Annotated in this window: 14 protein-coding genes; 5 read left to right on the top strand and 9 right to left on the bottom strand. The window is 68.5% G+C overall.

Annotation, left to right across the window (positions count from 1 at the left end; all coding sequences use genetic code 11):
- Positions 1-24: 24 nt before the first annotated feature.
- Genes ATI37_RS11365 through ATI37_RS11330 form a run of 8 tightly spaced genes read right to left on the bottom strand, consistent with a single transcriptional unit; the run spans position 25 to position 6,213 of the window.
- The gene (locus ATI37_RS11365) at positions 25-1,071 is read right to left on the bottom strand and encodes a polyamine ABC transporter substrate-binding protein (protein WP_117238446.1); all 1,047 of its coding nucleotides are present in this window, start codon (positions 1,069-1,071) and stop codon (positions 25-27) included.
- Positions 1,068-1,847, bottom strand: coding sequence for an ABC transporter permease (locus ATI37_RS11360; RefSeq protein ID WP_117238445.1), 780 nt, complete (start codon positions 1,845-1,847; stop codon positions 1,068-1,070). Before ATI37_RS11360 ends, ATI37_RS11365 begins: the two co-directional genes overlap by 4 nt.
- The gene (locus ATI37_RS11355; RefSeq protein WP_117238444.1) at positions 1,844-2,704 is read right to left on the bottom strand and encodes an ABC transporter permease; all 861 of its coding nucleotides are present in this window, start codon (positions 2,702-2,704) and stop codon (positions 1,844-1,846) included. The genes ATI37_RS11360 and ATI37_RS11355 overlap by 4 nt, the downstream gene beginning before the upstream one ends.
- The gene (locus tag ATI37_RS11350) at positions 2,697-3,764 is read right to left on the bottom strand and encodes an ABC transporter ATP-binding protein (RefSeq protein WP_117238443.1); all 1,068 of its coding nucleotides are present in this window, start codon (positions 3,762-3,764) and stop codon (positions 2,697-2,699) included. Before ATI37_RS11350 ends, ATI37_RS11355 begins: the two co-directional genes overlap by 8 nt.
- A 38-nt stretch (positions 3,765-3,802) precedes the next feature.
- Complete coding sequence (gene rodA, locus ATI37_RS11345; protein WP_117238442.1) at positions 3,803-4,882, bottom strand: rod shape-determining protein RodA; 1,080 nt, start codon at positions 4,880-4,882, stop codon at positions 3,803-3,805.
- 4 nt (positions 4,883-4,886) lie between these two features.
- The gene (gene minE, locus ATI37_RS11340; RefSeq protein WP_117238441.1) at positions 4,887-5,108 is read right to left on the bottom strand and encodes a cell division topological specificity factor MinE; all 222 of its coding nucleotides are present in this window, start codon (positions 5,106-5,108) and stop codon (positions 4,887-4,889) included.
- Positions 5,108-5,911, bottom strand: coding sequence for a septum site-determining protein MinD (gene minD, locus ATI37_RS11335; RefSeq protein WP_117238440.1), 804 nt, complete (start codon positions 5,909-5,911; stop codon positions 5,108-5,110). Before minD ends, minE begins: the two co-directional genes overlap by 1 nt.
- Positions 5,908-6,213, bottom strand: coding sequence for a winged helix-turn-helix transcriptional regulator (locus ATI37_RS11330; protein WP_117238439.1), 306 nt, complete (start codon positions 6,211-6,213; stop codon positions 5,908-5,910). Before ATI37_RS11330 ends, minD begins: the two co-directional genes overlap by 4 nt.
- A gap of 47 nt (positions 6,214-6,260) precedes the next feature.
- Here ATI37_RS11330 and ATI37_RS12535 point away from each other — a divergent pair, with 47 nt between their 5' ends.
- Genes ATI37_RS12535 through ATI37_RS11320 form a run of 3 tightly spaced genes read left to right on the top strand, consistent with a single transcriptional unit; the run spans position 6,261 to position 8,329 of the window.
- The gene (locus ATI37_RS12535) at positions 6,261-6,392 is read left to right on the top strand and encodes a hypothetical protein (RefSeq protein ID WP_269801887.1); all 132 of its coding nucleotides are present in this window, start codon (positions 6,261-6,263) and stop codon (positions 6,390-6,392) included.
- A 9-nt stretch (positions 6,393-6,401) separates the two neighbouring features.
- The gene (locus ATI37_RS11325; protein ID WP_117238438.1) at positions 6,402-7,946 is read left to right on the top strand and encodes an acyl-CoA mutase large subunit family protein; all 1,545 of its coding nucleotides are present in this window, start codon (positions 6,402-6,404) and stop codon (positions 7,944-7,946) included.
- Between the two features lie 2 nt (positions 7,947-7,948).
- Entirely contained in the window at positions 7,949-8,329 is a 381-nt protein-coding gene (locus ATI37_RS11320) for a nuclear transport factor 2 family protein (RefSeq protein ID WP_408646672.1), read from the top strand.
- Positions 8,330-8,378: 49 nt separating this feature from the next.
- Here the strand turns inward: ATI37_RS11320 and acs are convergent, their stop codons facing one another.
- On the bottom strand, positions 8,379-10,325 hold the full coding sequence (gene acs / locus ATI37_RS11315) for an acetate--CoA ligase (protein WP_117238436.1): 1,947 nt from the start codon (positions 10,323-10,325) through the stop codon (positions 8,379-8,381).
- 127 nt (positions 10,326-10,452) lie between these two features.
- Here acs and ATI37_RS11310 point away from each other — a divergent pair, with 127 nt between their 5' ends.
- Positions 10,453-12,987: an AMP-binding protein gene (locus tag ATI37_RS11310; RefSeq protein WP_117238435.1), complete on the top strand. Its 2,535-nt coding sequence runs from the start codon at positions 10,453-10,455 to the stop codon at positions 12,985-12,987.
- Positions 12,965-14,845, top strand: a complete 1,881-nt coding sequence (locus ATI37_RS11305; RefSeq protein WP_117238434.1) for an acetate--CoA ligase — start codon at positions 12,965-12,967, stop codon at positions 14,843-14,845. The genes ATI37_RS11310 and ATI37_RS11305 overlap by 23 nt, the downstream gene beginning before the upstream one ends.
- Positions 14,846-14,854: the final 9 nt, after the last annotated feature.

Here is a 14,854-nt window from a genome sequence, read left to right as displayed (position 1 = left end):
AGCCCTGCGCCCCCTCCCCCGCCTTTAGCGGGCCTTGACCTCGGTCCAGACCCGGTCGTAGAGGGCGATGTCTGGCCCCAGGTCCTCGAGGTACTCCATCCCGGCCCGTACCTCCTCCGGGGGGAAGATCGTGGGGTCCTGGCGCATCTCCTCGGGAAGCAGGGGAAGGGCCAGGGCCACCGGGGTGGCGTAGCGGGTGTAGGCGGCGAGCTCGGCGGCGTTTTCCGGCTCCAGGAGGAAGTCGATGAAGCGGTAGGCCAGGTCCTGGGCCGGGCCCCGGGCCAGGATCACCAAAGCGTCCGTCCAGAGGGTGCCCCCCTCCTTGGGGAGGACGTAGCGCAGCCGGGGGTCTTCCCCCTGGGCCTGGAAGACATCGCCGGAGTAGGCCAGGGTCACCGCCGCGTCCCCGCCCATGAGGCGGTTCAGGGCCTCCACGCCCCCGGCGAAGCCCACGGAGCGGGCCTTGGCGGCGATGAGGAGCTCCTTGGCCCTTTCCAGGGCCTCGGGGTCGGTGGTGTTCACCGAGTAGCCCAGGTACCTGAGGGCGGCCCCGATGGTCTCCCGCATCTCGTCCAGGAGGAGAAAGGGGCCCACCTGGGCCTCGGGGTCAAAGAGGACGGCGTAGGAGTCCACGGGGCCCTGGACCAGGTCCTCCCGGTAGGCCAGGCCCGTGGTGCCCCAGAGGTAGGGGACGGAGTACTGGAGGCCGGGGTCGTAGGGGGGGTCCTGGAAGAAGGGGTCCAGGTTGGCCAGGTTCCTCAGCCGGTCCCGGTCCAAGGGGGCGATGAGGCCCTCCCGGGCCATCTGCAGGACGTAGTAATCGGGGGCCACCACCAAGGAGAACTCCCGGTCCGCCCCCGCCTTGAGCTTGGCCAGCATGGCCTCGGGGGACTCAAAGGTGTCCAGGACCACCCTGGCCCCGGTCTCCCGCTCGAACTTCCTCACCAGCTCCTCGGGGATGTAGTCGGCCCAGTTCAGGAAGTAGAGGGTCTCCACCCCTTGCTGCCTAGGGCAGGCGCTGAGGAGGAGGGCCAGGCCTAGCAGTAGGAGAGGAGGGGCTTTTCCCATCATAGGCGCCTCCGGCTAAGAGCATACCCCATGGCCAGGAAGAAGGCGGTGAGGCCCACGACGAGGGTGGAGAGGGCGTGGACCTTGGGGCTCACCCCCAGCTTGACGCTGGAGTAGATGTAAAGGGGCAGGGTGGTGGCCCCGGGCCCGGCGGTGAAGAAGGTGACCACGAAGTCGTCCAGGGAGAGGGTGAGGGCGAGAAGGGCCCCGGCGGCCACCCCCGGCCAGGCCAGGGGCAAGGTCACGTAGAGGAAGGTCTGGAGGCCCCTCGCGCCCAGGTCCCGGGCGGCCTCCTCGAGGCCCGGGTCCAGGAGGAGGAGCCGGGAGCGCACCACCAGGGTTACGAAGGCCACCTGGAAGGTGATGTGCCCCAGGATCACCGTGAGCAGGGAAAGCCTTGGAAACCCCAAAAGCTCCCGGGCGAAGGCGAAGAGGAGGAGGAGGGAGATCCCCAGGACCACGTCGGGCACCACCACCGGGATGTAGAGGAGGTAGCGGAGAAAGCCCTTGCCAGGGAAGCGGTAGCGCACCAGGCCCAACGCCAGGAGGGTGCCCAAAACGGTGGCCACCAGGGTGGAGGTGAAGGCCACCACCAGGGTGTTGAGGAAGTACTCCAAGACCCTGGGGTCCTGGAAGAGGGCCCGGTACCAGTCCAAGGTGAAGCCGGTGAAGCGCACCCCCCGGCGGCTCTCGTTGAAGGAGAGGGCCACGATGACCAGGATGGGGAGGTAGAGGAAGGCGTAGACCAAGAGGGCGTGGAGGGCGAGAAGCCGCCTCATACCAGGTCCTCAAGGCCCCTTTCCCTTTGGAGGCGGGCGTAGAGGTAGAGGGCGAGGAGGACAAAGCCCATCAGGAACACGCTGAGGGCGGCCCCAAAGGCCCAGTCCCGGGTGATACCGAACTGCTGCTGGATGAGGTTGCCGATGAGGACCACCCGCCCCGCCCCGAGGAGGTCGGCCACCACAAAGGTGCCCATGGCGGGGATGAAGACGAGGACGCTTCCCGCAAAGAGACCGGGGTAGGTCTGGGGAAGCACGGCGTGGAAGAAGGCCCTAAAGGGTCTCGCCCCCAGGTCGTAGGCAGCCTCTAGGAGCTGCCAGTCTATCCGCTCCACGCTGGCGTAGACGGGCAGGACGAAGAAGGGCAAGAAGGTGTAGACCGTGGCCAGGACCACGGCGAGGAAGGAGGGGTAGAGGGTGAAGGGGCCGAGGCCGAAGGTCTGGAGGAAGGCGTTCACCACCCCCTCCCGCTGCAGCAGCACCAGCCAGGCGTAGACCCGGATGAGGAAGTTGGTGAAAAAGGGCAGGAGGAGGAGGAGAAGGAGGAGGTCCCGCCTCGGGTGGCGGGCGATGTAGAAGGCCAAAGGGTAGCCGAGAAGGGCGGAGAAGAGGGTGGCCAGCGCCCCCACGAGGAGGCTTTGGGCGAAGGCCCGCAGGTAGGGGGCCTCGAGGAGGCGAAGGTAGTTGTGGAAGCCCAAAGGCCCCTCCAGCCCCCCGAAGGGCCCCCGGGTGGCGAGGGAGGCCAGGAGGACCAAAAGGGTGGGCAGGAGGACGAAGAGGAGGAGCCAAAGCCCCGCGGGCCCCACGGTCACCAGGACCCGGAGGAGGCGCTGCCCGGGGGTGGCCGCCTCATTCATGGATCACCACCAGGTTTTCCGGGGGAAGGTAGCAAAAGACCTCCTCCCCGTAGGCGAACTCCTCGGAGCCGGGCTCCTGCAGGTCCTGGTTCAGGGTGTAGGCCAGAAGGCGCACCTCCCCTGCCCTGAGGTAGTACTGGTTCTCCGCCCCCGTGTAGACGATCTCCTCCACCCGGGCCAAGACCAGGTTCTCCCGCGCCAAGTCCCCCTTCCGGGGGTAGAGGCGGATCTTTTCCGGGCGGATGACCAAAAGCCCCTCCCGCTCCAGGGGGGCCTTTAGGCGCAAGGAGCCCACCGGGGTCTCCGCCCCCAGGGGGTGGGGCCGGGCGGGGAGGAAGTTGGAGCGGCCCAGGAAGTCGGCCACGAAGCGGTTTCTGGGCCTTTCGTAGACCTCGTCGGGAAGGCCCACCTGCTCCAGCCGCCCCGCGCGCATCACCGCGATGCGGTCGGACATGACCAGGGCCTCCTCCTGGTCGTGGGTGACGAAGACGAAGGTGGTGCCAAGCCGCCTCTGGAGCTGCATGAGCTCCACCCTGAGCTCCTGGCGGAGCTTGAGGTCCAAGGCGGAGAGGGGCTCGTCCAGGAGGAGGACCTCGGGCTCCAGGACCAGAGCCCGGGCCAGGGCCACCCGCTGCTTCTGCCCTCCGGAGAGCTCCCTTGGGTAGCGGCCCTCGAGGCCCAGGAGGTCCACGAGCTCCAGGGCCCAGGCCACCTTCCTCCGGATCTCCTCCCGGGGAAGGCCCTTCATCCTGAGGCCGAAGGCGATGTTCCCCGCCACGGTCATGTGGGGAAAGAGGGCGTAGTTCTGGAACACCGTGTTCACGGGGCGCTGGTAGGGCGGCACCCCGGCCATGTCCTTGCCGCCGATGGCGATGCGGCCCGCATCGGGGGTTTCAAACCCCGCAAGGAGCCTGAGGAGGGTGGTCTTCCCGCAGCCCGAAGGCCCCAGGAGGCTGAAGAACTCCCCCCTCCGGATCTCCAGGTCCACCCCGTCCAGGGCCAACACCCTCCCGTAGCGCTTCCGCACCCCCTCTAGGCGCACCAAGACGTCCCCGGCCACGGGGTAAGTTTAGCAACCCTGCCCCTCCCTGCAAGCCCCTAGGGCTCGGCCCGGTCCCGATGAAACAGGAGCACGAACCCCAAGGAGAGGAGGGTGGCCATGAGGCTGGAGCCCCCGTAGGAGAAGAGGGGCAGGGTGAGGCCGGTCACGGGCATCACCCCGAGGGCCACCCCCAGGTTCACCAGGGTCTGGAAGGCCAGCATCCCCCCTACGCCCCCGATGAAGAGCCGGTCGGAAAGCCTGGGGCACTCCAGGGCCAAGGAGAGGAGGCGCACCAGGAAAAGGGCGTAGAGGCCAAAGAGGAACACCACGCCCACAAACCCCCACTCCTCGGCCCACACGGCGAAGACGAAGTCCGTGTGCCGGAAGGGCACGAAGCCCAGCTGGGTCTGGGTGCCCTGGCCGTACCCCTTGCCGAAAAGCCCCCCAGAGCCGATGGCGATGCTGGACTGGATCACCTGGAACCCCTGGCCCAGGGGGTCCCGGTAGGGGTCCAGGACAATGAGGACCCTTTCCCGCTGGTAGGCCTTGAGGTTGGGCCAGACCACGGTGGGCACCAGGAGGGCCAGGGCCAAGGCCCCCACGAGGAGGTGCCTCCAGGGAAGCCCGCGGAGGAAGAGCACGGCGAAGGCCCCGAAGAGGACCACCAGAGCGCCCCCCAGGTCGGGCTGGAGGAGGAGGAGGGCCACCGTGGGGAGGGTGAGGAGGGCGGGAAGGGGGTAGTCCCACACCCGCCGGATGGGGCGGCCCTCCAGCAGGCGGGCCAGGGCCAGGACCAGGGCCAGCTTGGCCACCTCGAGGGGCTGGAACTGCAGGGGCCCCAGGACGAACCAGGCCTTAGACCCGTTGATCTCCCGCCCGAAGAACAAAACCGCCAGCAAAAGGGCCAGGGCAAGGGCATAGAGGGGGTAGGCCAGGGCGAAGACCTGCCTGCGGGAGAGGAACTGCACCCCCACCGCCAGGCCCAGCCCCAGGGCCAGGGCCGTAAGCTGCCGGGGGAAGAGGGCGGGATCAGGGAGGGCACTTCTAAGGTTGAAAAGCCCCAGGACCAGGATGGCCAAGGCCAGGAGGACCAGGCCCCAGTCGTAGGCCAGGAGGTTGGGCCGCCTCGGGACCAAGGGCTCACCTCAAGGGGATGTCGGCGACGAGCACCATCCTCTCCCCCCGCTCCTCCAGGGCCACGGAGAGGCCCTCCTCCTGGGCGGGGAAGTAGCGGCGCAGGACCTCCAGGAGGTCCCGCTTGAGGCTCTCCACCATCCCGGGGGAGAGCCTGGCCCGGTCGTAGGCCAGGACCAGCTTCAGGCGCTCCTTCGCCTTCTCCTTGCTCCTCTTGCGCCACCACATCAGCGCCCCCCGAAGAGCTTGCGCAACGCCCCAAGAAGCCCCGAGGCCTCTTCCAGGTTCCTGAAGGGCACCTCCTCCCCCCGGAGGCGGCGGGCGGTGTCCAGGTAGGCCAAGGCGGCGGGGCTATTGCCCTTGAGCACCAAGGGCTCCCCCTGGTTGGTGGAGATGAGGACCTGCTCGTCCTCGGGGATGATGCCGATGGGCCTGAGGCCCAGGATCTCCACCACGTCCTCCACGGAAAGCATGTCGCCCCGGGAGACCATCTTGGGCCTTATGCGGTTGATGACGAGGGAGTTCTCCCGGATCTCCCGGGCCTCCAGGAGGCCGATGATGCGGTCGGCATCCCGGACGCTGCTGACCTCGGGGTTCACCACCACCAAGGCCCCCTCCGCCGGGGTGGCCGCCGTCTGGAAACCCTTCTCTATGCCAGCAGGGGAGTCTATAAGAACCCGGTCAAACCCCTCTTCCGAAAGGAGATACTGGACTAGCTCCTTAAAGCGCGCTGGGTCCAAGGCCTCCTTGTCCTTGGTCTGGGAGGCGGGGAGGAGGTAGAGGTTCTCCACCCGCTTGTCCCGGATGAGGGCCTGGCGGGGCTTGGCCCGGCCCTCCAGGACGTCGATGAGGTCAAAGACCACCCGGCCCTCGAGGCCCATGACCACGTCCAGGTTCCGGAGGCCCACGTCCACGTCAACAACCGCCACCTTCTCCCCCAGCTTGGCCAGGGCTGCGCCCAGGTTGGCGGTGGTGGTGGTCTTCCCCACCCCCCCCTTGCCCGATGTCACCACGATGGCTCTCGCCCTCACCGCTTGACCTCCTCGGAATCCAAGGCATCCTCCAACACGCGCAAAAAATCCAGGACCCGCTTGCCCCGCGGGGTCAAGGTGTATTCTACCCGGGGGGGCACCTCGGGGAAGGCCCGCCGCTCTACGAAGCCCAGGAGGTGGTACTCCCTGAGCCGCTCCGCCAGGGTGCGGGGAGAGAGGACGAGGAAGGTCCGCAGGTCGGAAAAGCGGGCGGGCCCCCGGCCCAAGGCGAAGAGGACCTCTAAGGCCCCCCGGCGGGCCAGGACCTTGAGCACCTTGCGGGCGTTCTTGGAGAGGGCCATGGCCTAATGCTATCAAAGGGGAAAGCCAAAGGGCTATACTGGGGGTGGTGAAGGAGCCCAAGCCCGACTGGAAGGACTTCCTGGCCCTAGTGCTGGCGGCCTACAGCCTCCTCCTCCCTCCCCTCCTCCTCATCCTCTTGGTCCTCTTCGCCTTCCTTTTCCTCCTCCGCCTCGTGTAAAACAGAGGCATGGAAGGCCTCTTTGAGTCCCTGCCCGAAGGCTACGGGGAGAAGTTGGGCCGCCCTGGGGAGTACCCCTTTACCCGGGGCATCTACCCCCGGATGTACCTGGAAAGGCCCTGGACCATGCGGCAGTACGCGGGCTTCTCCACCGCCGAGGAGTCCAACGCCCGCTACCGGTACCTCCTGGCCCAAGGGCAGACGGGGCTTTCCGTGGCCTTTGACCTCCCCACCCAGCTGGGCCTGGACCCCGACCACCCCATGAGCGTGGGGGAGGTGGGGCGGGTGGGGGTTTCCATCGCCACCCTCGAGGACATGGCGAGGCTCTTCCAGGGCATCCCCCTGGACCGGGTCTCCACCAGCATGACCATCAACGCCCCCGCCATGATGCTCCTCGCCTTCTACCTCCTGGTGGCGGAGGAGCAGGGGGTTTCCTGGGACCAGGTCTCGGGCACGGTCCAGAACGACATCCTCAAGGAGTACATCGCCCGGGGGACCTACATCTATCCCCCGGGCCCCTCCATGCGCCTGGTCACGGACATCTTTGAGTTCTGCAGCCAGCGGGTCCCCAGGTGGAACACGATTAGCATCTCCGGCTACCACATCCGCGAGGCGGGCTCCACCGCCGCCCAGGAGATCGCCTTCACCTTGGCGGACGCCAAGGCCTACGTGCGGGCCGCCTTGGAACGGGGCCTGGACGTGGACCGCTTCGCCCCCAGGCTCTCCTTCTTCTTCGCCGCCCATGGCGACATCCTCGAGGAGGCCGCCAAGTTCCGGGCGGCCCGGAGGCTCTGGGCCCGCATCATGCGGGAGGAGTTCGGGGCCAAGGACCCGAGGAGCTGGATGCTGCGCTTTCACACCCAGACCGGGGGGTCCACCCTCACCGCCCAAGAACCCTTGAACAACGTGGTGCGCACCGCCTACCAGGCCCTGGCCGCCGTCCTCGGGGGGACGCAAAGCCTCCACACCAACGCCTACGACGAGGCCCTGGGCCTGCCCACGGAAAAAAGCGCCCTTCTCGCCCTAAGGACCCAGCAGATCCTGGCCCACGAGAGCGGGGTCACCCGGGCCATTGACCCCTTGGGGGGGAGCTTCTACGTGGAGCACCTCACCGAGGCCCTGGAGAAGGAGGCGGAAAGGCTGATCCAGGAGATAGAGGCCCTGGGTGGGGCGGTGGCGGCGGTGGAGGCGGGCTACTTCCAACGGGCCATTGAGGAGTCGGCCTGGCAGTTCCAGAAGGAGGTGGAGGAGGGGAAAAGGATCATCGTGGGCGTGAACCGCTTCCAGGACCCCAATAGCCCCCTCAATGAGCCCGTGCCCGTGCAGCGCATTGACCCCGAGCTCCACGAGAGGCGCAAGCGGGAGGTCGCCAGGTTCAAAGGGAACCGGGACGGGGAGAGCGTGCGGATCGGCCTGGAGAACCTCAGGCAGGCGGCGAGGGGGGGCGAGAACCTCTTCCCCTATGTCCTCGAGGCCTTCCGCCGCCGGGCCACCCTAGGCGAGGTCTGCGGGGTCCTAAGGGAGGAATGGGGAGAGTACCAGCCCGGGAGGTGAGCATGGAAGAGGAACTTTGGGGATTCCTGGAGAGGCACCTCCGGAGCATCTACGAGGGGGACCCTGAGGGCTACAAGGCCACCACCCACGAGGAGCTTTCCCTCTACGAGTGGTTCGTGACCCCCCACCGCCTGGACGGCCTCCCCTTCCACCTTTACATGACGGAAAGGCGCTGGGCCACCCGGGGCCGCCCCTACCGGATAGACCTCCTGGAGAAGCGCCTGCAGCGCTACGGGGACGTGGCCATCTTCAGCTACACCCTCCTCCTCACCGTGGAGGAGGAGGGAGGCCTGAGGCACCAGGCGGTGAACGAAAGCCGGGTGGCCGCGCGCTTTCCCGAGGGGTGGAAGGTGGTCCACGTCCACAAGAGCCCAGCCCAGTAGCCCCCCATCCTGGCCTGGGCCAGGATGGGGGTCCCGGTATACCTGGGGCCTAAGAGCCCTGCCTCAGCCGCTCCACCACGGAGCGGTCCTCGAGGGTGGAGACATCCCCCTTGATCTCCTGCTCCCCGGCGGCGATCTGCCGGAGGAGCCGGCGCATGATCTTGCCCGAGCGGGTCTTGGGGAGGGCGTCGGTGAAGCGCACCTCGTCGGGGCGGGCAATGGGGCCGATGACCTTGGCCACGTGGGCCTTGAGTTCGTTCCGCAGGGCTTCCGAAGACGCGTACCCCTCCTTCAGGGTCACGAAGGCCACGACGGCCTCCCCCTTCAGGGGGTCAGGCCGCCCCACCACCGCCGCCTCGGCCACGGCGGGGTGGGAGACCAGGGCGGACTCGATCTCCATGGTGCCAAGCCGGTGGCCCGCCACGTTCAGGACGTCGTCCACCCGGCCCAGGATCAGGTGGTAGCCGTCCTGGTCCCGCCGGGCCCCGTCCCCGGTGAAGTAGGCCCCGGGGTGCTGGCTGAAGTACTGCTGGAGGAAGCGCTCTGGATCCCCCCACACGGTGCGGAGCACGCTGGGCCAGGGACGGGTGATGCAGAGGTGGCCGCCCTCGTCCGGGTTCTCCACGGGGCGGTGCTCCGAGTCCAGGATCTCCGGCCTCACCCCGAAAAAGGGCTTGCCCGCATGCCCGGGCTTCATGGGGTGGGCCCCGGGGAGGGTGGTGATCATGATGCCCCCGGTCTCCGTCTGCCACCAGGTGTCCACGATGGGGCAGCGGCCCTTGCCGATCACCCGGTAGAACCACAGCCAGGCCTCGGGGTTGATGGGCTCGCCCACGGTGCCAAGGAGGCGGAGGGTGTCCAGGCGGTGCTTCAGGGGCCAGCTCTCCCCCCACCTCATGAAGGCCCGGATGGCGGTGGGGGCGGTGTAGAGGATGGTCACCCCGTACTTGTCAACGATCTGCCAGAAGCGGTCGGGCTCGGGCCAGTTGGGGGCCCCCTCGTACATCAGGGTGGTGGCTCCGTTGAGGAGGGGGCCGTAGACCACGTAGGAGTGGCCGGTGATCCAGCCCACGTCGGCGGTGCACCAGTAGACGTCCTCGTCCTTGAGGTCAAAGACCAGCTTGGTGGTGAGGTAGACGTAGGTCATGTAGCCGCCCAGGGTGTGGAGGACGCCCTTGGGCTTCCCCGTGGAGCCCGAGGTGTAGAGGATGAAGAGGGGTTCTTCCGCCTCCATGGGCTCGGGGTCCGAGCGGTCGGAGACCGTCTCCATGAGCTCGTGCCACCAGTGGTCCCGGCCCGGGGTCATGGGCACCTCCTCCCCGGTGCGGCGCACCACCACCACGTGCTCCACGCTAGAGGTTTCCCTCAAGGCCTCGTCGGCGTTCGCCTTAAGGGGGACAACGCTCCCACGGCGGTAACCCCCGTCGGCGGTGATGAGGACCTTGGCCTCCGCATCCTTGATGCGATCCGCCAAGGCCCCCGAGGAGAAGCCCCCGAAGACCACGGAGTGGACAGCCCCAATCCGGGCAGAGGCCAGCATGGCGATGGCCGCCTCGGGGATCATCGGCAGGTAGATGGTGACCCTATCCCCCTTCTTCACCCCAAGGCGCTTCAGGACGTTGGCGAACCTCTGCACCTCCCGCCAGAGGTCGTGGTAGGTGAGGACCCTCTCCTCCCCCGGCTCCCCCTCCCAGATGAGGGCCGCCTTGTTCTTGCGCCAGGTGCCCACATGGCGGTCCAGGGCGTTGTAGGAGAGGTTGGTCTTCCCCCCCACGAACCACTTGGGGTGGGGCAGGTCGCCCTCGAGGACCTTCTGCCAGGGGGTAAACCAGTGGAGCTCCGAGGCCACCCGGCCCCAGAAGCCCTCGGGGTCCCTCAGGCTTTCCTCGTAGAGCCTTTGGTACTCCTCCTCGCTCCCCACGTGGGCCTGGCTTCGGAAAGCCTCGCTGGGATAGAAGACCCGCTCCTCCTTGAGCACACCCTCGATCCGGTCCATAGGCCCTCCTTTGTCTTTGAGGATAGGCAGGAGCCAAGGCTAGGTCAAGAAAAGGGGGGTTTTTGGGCATTTCGCAAACCCCCCCTTTCTTGACAGGGGGAACGGAACCTGAGGAAGATGGACCTAAATGGCGCAGAGGCGGGGGCTTTCTACGGTCCAGGCGGCCTTGCGCATCCTGGCCCACCTGGCGGAGCACCCCGAGGGGGTGGAGGCCAAGGAGGTGGCCCAGATCCTGGGCAAGAGCCTCTCCACCGCCTACGCCCTCCTCAACAGTCTAGTGGAGGAAGGGTTCGCCGTCAGGGGGGAAGGGGGGTACCGCCTGGCCCGGTCCAAGCCCCCACCCCAGACCCAGGGCTTCCTGGAGGAGGCCTTGGAGGAGCTCTACCTGTGTACCCGGGAGCGCTGCTACCTGGTCCTCCCCACCCCGGAAGGGGTAAGGCTCAAGACCCGGGGACGGCAGGGCCAGCCCCATCCCCTAGGGGAGGCCTTGCCCGAGGAGGCCCACGCCTTGGCCCTGGGGAAGGTCCTCCTGGCCCACGGGGTCCTGCCCCTTCCCCCCCTGCGCCCCAAGACCCCCTACACCCTCACCGACCCCCAGGCCCTTGAGGAGGAACTGCAGCGGGTGCGGGAGTCGGGCCTGGCGGTGGAGATGGAGGAGTACGCCCCCGGGCTTTCCGCCCTGGCCGCCCCCCTCTTCGGCCCCAAGGGGGAGGTCCTAGGGGCCTTAGGGGTGGTGGTCCCCGCCCGGCGCTTCCCCTTCGCCTTCAGCCGCCTGGCCCGGGCGCTGGCCGAGGTAGCCCGGGTCTCCGCCCACCTGCCCGCCCCTGAACCTCCCTCCCTCCCCCCGCCCCCCGAGGTGAGGCCCGCCCTCGAGGCGGTGGAGCCCCCAAAGGGGCTCGTGGAGAAGGCCAACCTCCAGGACTTCCCCACCCTCTACCGGCAGAGCCTCGAGGACCCCGAGGGCTTCTGGGGGGCATGGGCCAGGGGCTTTTACTGGGAAAAGCCCTGGGAAGTGGCCTACGACCCGGAAAGGAGGCGCTGGTTCCAAGGCGGCCTCACCAACGCCGCCCTAAATGCCCTGGACCGCCACCTCCCGGAAAAGGCCCAGCAGGTGGCCCTCCTCACCCTGGACGGGGAGGGGGAGGTGGGAAAGTGGACCTACCGGGAGCTTTGGGACCTCTCTGCCCGCCTGGCGGGGGTCCTAAGGGGCCTAGGCGTGGGTCCAGGGGACCGGGTGGCCCTCTACCTGCCCACGGGCCTTGAGGCCGCCACGGCCATGTTAGCCTGCGCCCGCCTGGGAGCGGTCCACACGGCCCTCCCCATGGGCCTAGGCCCCGAGGCCTTGCGCCAGCGCCTCCTGAAGGGCCAGGCCCGGCTCCTCCTCGCCGCCGACGGGTACTACCTGAGGGGCCGGTTCATGCCCACCAGGGCCACGGTGGAGGCGGCCCTCTCTGGCCTGGACCTCCCCGTCCTCTGGCACACCCGAGGCACCACGGAGTTTCTGGAGAGGGCCACGGAGGGCAGGCCCCTCGAGGCCCTCCCCGTCCCCTCCGACCACCCCCTCTTCCTCCTCCACACCTCGGGCTCCACCGGCACCCCCAAGGGGGTGCTCCACGGCCACGGGGGGTACATGGTGGGCGTGGCCTGGGCCCTCCGCTACCTCTTAGACCTGAAGCCGGGGGAGGTCTTCCACACCACCGCCGACCTCTTCTGGGTGGTGGGCCACTCCTTCGGCCTCTACGCCCCCCTCCTCCTGGGGGGGACGAGCCTCCTCCTCGAGGATCGGCCCGACCACCCGAGCCCGAGCGCCTTCTACGAGCGCCTGGGCCGCCTGGGGGTAGGGGTCCTCCTCACCTCCCCCACCGTCCTAAGGACCCTCCGCCGCCACGGGGAAGCCAGGCCCACGGGGCTTAGGCTCGTGGGGAGCGTGGGGGAGGCCCTGGCCCCCGAGGTCTGGCGCTGGGCCAAGGAGCACCTGGCCTGGCCCCTGGACAACTGGTGGCAGACGGAACTGGGGGCCCCGGCCCTGGCCACCCCCCTCCCCCTGCCCGCCAAGCCGGGCTTCGTGGGGGTGCCCCTCCCCGGAGTGGAGGCCCGGGTGGTGGACGGGGAGGGCCGGGTCCTCCCCCCAGGGGAGAAGGGCCACCTGGTCCTCCTCCGGTCAGGCCCCGCCCAGATGGTGGGCCTCCTTGGGGGGGAAAGCCCCTGGCGGGGCGGGCTTTACTGGACGGGGGACCTCGCCCTCATGGACGAGGAGGGGTACTTCCGCATCCTGGGCCGCACCGAGGAGGTCATCAAGCTGGGGGAGGCGAGGCTCGGCACCGCCGAGGTGGAGGCGGCCCTCCTCACCCACCCCCAGGTGGCTGAGGCCGCCGCCATCGGCATCCCCGGCGAAGAGGGGGAAAGCCTGGCCCTCTTCGTGGTCCTGAGGAACAAGGACCTCCCGGAGGAGCTCAAGCCCCTCCTGGCGGAGAAGCTCAAGGCCCACCTCTTCCGCCACCTGGGGCCCTTGGGCCCGGTGCAGGTCCTCTTCGCGGAAAGCCTCCCCCGCACCCGAAGCGGCAAGATCCTGAGGCGGCTCCTCAAGGCGGAGCTTTTGGGCATGGACCCGGGGGACACCTCGGGGCTGGAGGAAGCGTATGGCGGTGGAAAAGATTCTTAGAACCGAGGAGAGGCTCTGGGCCCCGGAGCACGCTAGGAAGGCGGCGAACCTCCAGGACTTCCAGGGGGAGTACCAGAGGAGCCTGGAGGACCCCGAGGGCTTCTGGGGGGGGTGGGCGAAGCGCTTTTACTGGGAAAGGCCCTTTGAGAGGGTTTTGGAGTGGAACCTCCCCGAGCACCGGTGGTTCCTGGGAGGGACCACCAACGCCGCCTACAACGCCCTGGAGAGGAACGTGGAAAGGGGCCTCAGGAACAAGGTGGCCCTCCTCTACCTCTCCGAGGAGGGCCAGGAGGCCAAGCTCACCTACGGGGAGCTCCTGGACCGGGTGCGCCGCCTGGCCACGGGGCTAAGGGCCCTGGGGGTGGGGAAGGGCGACCGGGTGGTCCTCTACATGCCCCTCACCCTCGAGGGCGTCCTGGCCATGCTGGCCACGGCCTACCTGGGGGCCATCCACGGCGTGGTCTACGCCGGCCTCGGAGTGGGGGCCTTAAGGGAGCGCATCCTGGACGCCGGGGCCAAGGTCCTCATCGCCGGGGACGTGGGCTTTAGGCGGGGCAAGGTGGTGGACCTCCGCTCCATCGCCGAGGAGGCCATCCGGGACCTCCCCCTCAGGGTGGTCTGGTTCCAGCGCCTGGGCAAGGCGGAGCTTCCCCCGGGGCACCACGACTTTGAGGAGCTCCTCTGGGGCCACCCGCCGGAGGCCCGGGCGGAGATGGTGGAGGCGGAGCACCCCCTCTTCATCCTCTACACCTCGGGCTCCACGGGGAAGCCCAAGGGGGTGGTCCACGTGCACGGGGGGTATATGGTGGGCACCACCTACCACCTGCGCACCTTTTTTGACGTGAAGGACGACGACCTCTTCTTCGCCACCAGCGACATCGGCTGGATCGTGGGCCACTCCTACATGGTCTACGCCCCCCTCCTGGAAGGGGTCACCAGCGTTCTCCGGGAAGGGGCCCCCGACTACCCCGACCCCGGGGCCTTCTGGCAGGCGGTGGAGCGCTACCGGGTGAACGTGATGTTCACCGCCCCCACGGCGGTGCGCCTGTTCATGAAGTTTGGTCCTGAGTGGCCGAAGAAATATGACCTCTCCTCCTTGCGCCTCCTCGCCGTGGCCGGGGAGCCCTTAAACCCCGAGGCCCTGCGCTGGGCCTACGAGCACCTGGCCGAAGGGGGCCGGCGGGGCTTCGTGGCCGACAACTGGTGGCAGACGGAGCTAGGAGGCCCCACCCTGGGCACCCCCCTCACCCTCCCCGCCAAGCCCGGGTATGCGGGGGTGCCCCTCCCCGGGGTGGAGGCGGGGGTGGTGGACGAGGGGGGGAGGCCCGTGCCCCCAGGGCAAGGGGGGCTTCTCGTCCTCAGGCGCCCCTTCCCCCACATGATGCGCACCGTCTGGGGCAACCACGACCGCTACCTCCAGTACTGGCGGGAGGTCCCTGGGGTCTACGTGGCCGGGGACGTGGCGAGCCAGGACGAGGAGGGGTACTTCAGCGTCCTAGGGCGGGCGGATGACGTCCTCAACGTGGCCGGGCACCGCATCGGCACCGCCGATGTGGAAAGCGCTCTGGTCTCCCATCCCGCCGTGGCCGAGGCGGCGGCCATCGGCGTGCCCGACCCCGTGAAGGGGGAGGCCATCAAGGCCTTCGTGGTCCTGCGCCTGGGCCAGGCTCCTTCGGAAGAGCTCAAGGAGAGCATCCTCCAGCACGTGCGGAGGGAGCTTGGCCCCATCGCCACGCCCAGCGAGGTGGTCTTCCTGGACAAGCTCCCCAAGACCCGCTCGGGGAAGATCCTCCGAAGGCTGCTCAAAGCCCAGGAGCTGGGCAGGGACCCCGGGGACCTCTCCACCCTCGAGGAGTAGAGGAAACCT

This window comes from Thermus sediminis, assembly GCF_003426945.1.
In the GTDB taxonomy this organism is placed as follows: domain Bacteria; phylum Deinococcota; class Deinococci; order Deinococcales; family Thermaceae; genus Thermus; species Thermus sediminis.
This window is presented reverse-complemented; position numbering and strand designations above follow the sequence as displayed.